Raw genomic sequence first — 2841 nt, 5'->3', positions numbered from 1 at the left:
GGAGCAGCACGAGTCGCTCCGAGTCGATGGCGCCCAGCCGCACTTCGCCGGTGTCGGGGCCGGTGGGGTAGAGCAGGCTCAGCTCGTGTCGCCGCTCCACCCGCCGGGCGATGAGCACCCGGCCGTCCGCCATCGGTAGCAGTTGGCTGCCCGCCTCCTCCGGCCGCTCGCCGGGCAGCGGCACCGCGTACGGCTCCGGTCCGCCGAGCGTCCAGCGCTCCGGGAACCAGCCGGCGGGCCAGTCCTCCGTCGGGCAACGGCCCTCCGGAAGCGGTCCCTTCGGGCCGGCGGACCAGGCGAGCCGGGCCGCGTACGAACCGTCGGCCGAGAGCACGCAGCTCGGGGGAGTCGCGGCTCCGCCCGCGTGTGCGGCGCTCTCGGCAGCACAGACGGTCATGAATCGATCACCTCCGGCGACGAACCTACGGCTCGTACGGCCAGGCGAACAATGCGAGTTGAGCGCCTTCACACGTACGGGTGGTGGGGGAACGGTTCCCCTGAGGTCAGGGCCGTCGGTGTGCTGCCGTCCCGGGCACCCGTGCCCCCGTGCCCCTGCCACCCGTGTGCCCCGTGCCGGTAGGTCGGTCGGATCCGGTCGGGGGCGTTCTCGGTCCCACTCCGGCACGTCCCACATCCGGTAGGGACGGCCCCGGAAGCCCCGGGCGGAGCCGGAGGTCGCGTCGCTCGGCCGTCGCCATCCCACGGCTCGACGCGTGCCCGCGGCGGGCAGGTAGCCTTTGCCCCGTGCCAGCACTCTCCGAAGTCATCACCGCGCTCGACTCCCTGTGGCCTCGTGAGCGCGCCGAGCAGTGGGACGCGGTCGGTACGGTCTGCGGCGACCCGGACGCCGACGTGAGTCGGGTCCTCTTCGCCGTCGACCCGGTGCGGCAGATCGCAGAGGAAGCCGTGTCGCTCGGCGCTCAACTGTTGGTCACCCATCACCCGCTCTATCTGCGCGGTACCACCACGGTCGCCGCGGACACCTTCAAGGGCCGTGTCGTCCACACCCTCATCAAGCACGACATCGCGCTGCACGTCGCGCACACCAACGCGGACCGGGCGGACCCCGGGGTCTCCGACGCCCTGGCGGGCGCCCTGGGCCTCCGGGTGCTCGGCCCCCTGGTGCCCGATCCGGACGACCCGGAGGGCCGTCGGGGGCTGGGCCGGGTCTGCGCGCTCGACCGGCCGCTGACGCTCGGGGAGTTCGCCCGACAGGCCGCCGCGGCCCTGCCGATCACCGCGCAGGGCGTCCGTACGGCCGGCGATCCGGCCGGCACGATCCGTACGGTCGCGGTCTGCGGCGGCTCCGGGGACGGACTGTTCGACGCCGTACGGGCCGCTGACGTGGACGCGTACGTCACCGCCGATCTTCGTCACCACCCTGCCTCCGAGGCTCGGGAACACTCTCCGCTGGCTCTCCTGGACGCCGCCCACTTCGCCACCGAGTGGCCGTGGTGCGAGCAGGCGGCTGCACAGCTCGACGCACTCTCCGACCGGTACGGCTGGGATCTGCGCACGCATGTCTCGCGTACCGTCACCGACCCCTGGACCGCCCACGCGGCGTCCAGCACCGACTCGACGAACACTGGAGCCCCCAACTGAACGCCGCCCCCGCCGACCAGATCCGCCTCCTAGACCTGCAGGACCTCGACACCCGGCTGTCCCAGCTCGCGCACAAGCGCAAGAGCCTTCCGGAGCACGAGGAGGTGCGGACCCTGGAGACCGATCTGAACCAGCTGCGTGACCTGCTGGTCGCCGCGCAGACCGAGGAGAGCGACACCTCCCGCGAACAGACCAAGGCGGAGGCGGACGTCGACCAGGTGCGTCAGCGGGCCGCTCGGAACCAGCAGCGCCTCGACTCCGGCGCCGTCACCAGCCCCAAGGACCTGGAGAGCCTGCAGAGCGAGATCGCCTCGCTCGCGAAGCGCCAGGGTGACCTGGAGGAGGTCGTACTGGAGGTGATGGAGCGGCGCGAGTCGGCGCAGGAGCGCAGCACGGAGCTGTCGGACCGGCTGGAGTCGGTGCAGGCGCGTGCCCGCGAGGCCGAGGAGCGGCTGGCCCGGGAGCTGGAGGCGGTCGACCACAACGTACTGATGGCCACCAAGGAGCGCGAGGTGGTGTCGGGCGCGCTGCCCGCGGAACTGCTGAAGCTGTACGAGAAGATCCGCGAGCAGCAGGGCGGTGTCGGCGCGGCCCGGCTGTACCAACGGCGCTGCGAGGGCTGCCGGTTGGAGCTGAACATCACCGAGCTGAACGAGGTGCGGGAGGCGGCCGCGGACGCCGTGCTGCGGTGCGAGAACTGCCGCCGCATCCTCGTCCGCACGCCGGAGTCCGGTCTCTGATGGCGGCGGACGTCCGGTCGCTCGTCGTGGAGGCCGACGGCGGGTCCCGGGGCAATCCGGGCCCCGCGGGATACGGCGCGGTGGTGAAGGACGCGCGGGGAGACACGCTGGCGGAGGTCGCCGAGTTCATCGGGAAGGCGACCAACAACGTCGCGGAGTACCGCGGCCTGGTGGCCGGACTGCGTGCGGCGTACGACCTGGACCCGACGGCCAGGGTGCGGGTGCGGATGGACAGCAAGCTGGTCGTGGAGCAGATGTCCGGGCGCTGGAAGATCAAGCACCCGGACATGCGCCCGTTGGCGGCGCAGGCTCAGCGGGTCTATCCGGCGGACGCGGTCAGCTACGAGTGGATTCCGCGGGAGCGGAACAAGCACGCCGACCGACTGGCCAACGAGGCGATGGACGCGGGGCGACGCGGCGAGCAGTGGTCACCGGGCGCCTCCACGGCGGAGTTGGCGGCCACGCCGCAGCCGGAGCCCCAGCCGGCTGCGGAGCCGGC

3 protein-coding genes and 1 pseudogene are annotated in these 2841 nt (G+C 72.6%); 3 read left to right on the top strand and 1 reads right to left on the bottom strand.

Annotation, left to right across the window (positions count from 1 at the left end):
• Window positions 1–397, bottom strand: a pseudogene (locus tag AN216_RS16045) (hypothetical protein); the annotation flags it as partial.
• Between the two features lie 347 nt (window positions 398–744).
• Here AN216_RS16045 and AN216_RS16040 point away from each other — a divergent pair.
• The 3 genes from AN216_RS16040 to AN216_RS27220 all read left to right on the top strand — a co-directional run.
• Complete coding sequence (locus AN216_RS16040) at window positions 745–1602, top strand: Nif3-like dinuclear metal center hexameric protein (RefSeq protein ID WP_070197374.1); 858 nt, start codon at window positions 745–747, stop codon at window positions 1600–1602.
• Window positions 1599–2342 carry a zinc ribbon domain-containing protein gene (locus AN216_RS16035; protein ID WP_212732712.1) on the top strand — a complete coding sequence of 248 codons (744 nt, stop codon included), beginning with the start codon at window positions 1599–1601 and terminating at the stop codon, window positions 2340–2342. The genes AN216_RS16040 and AN216_RS16035 overlap by 4 nt, the downstream gene beginning before the upstream one ends.
• Window positions 2342–2841: reverse transcriptase-like protein (locus AN216_RS27220; protein ID WP_139140938.1), on the top strand; the 500-nt coding region annotated here is incomplete at its 3' end. The genes AN216_RS16035 and AN216_RS27220, both read left to right, overlap by 1 nt.

Source organism: Streptomyces oceani, from assembly GCF_001751245.1.
GTDB lineage: Bacteria > Actinomycetota > Actinomycetes > Streptomycetales > Streptomycetaceae > Streptomyces > Streptomyces oceani.
Note: the sequence above shows the minus strand (reverse complement) of the source record. Positions and strands in the feature narration are given on the sequence as shown.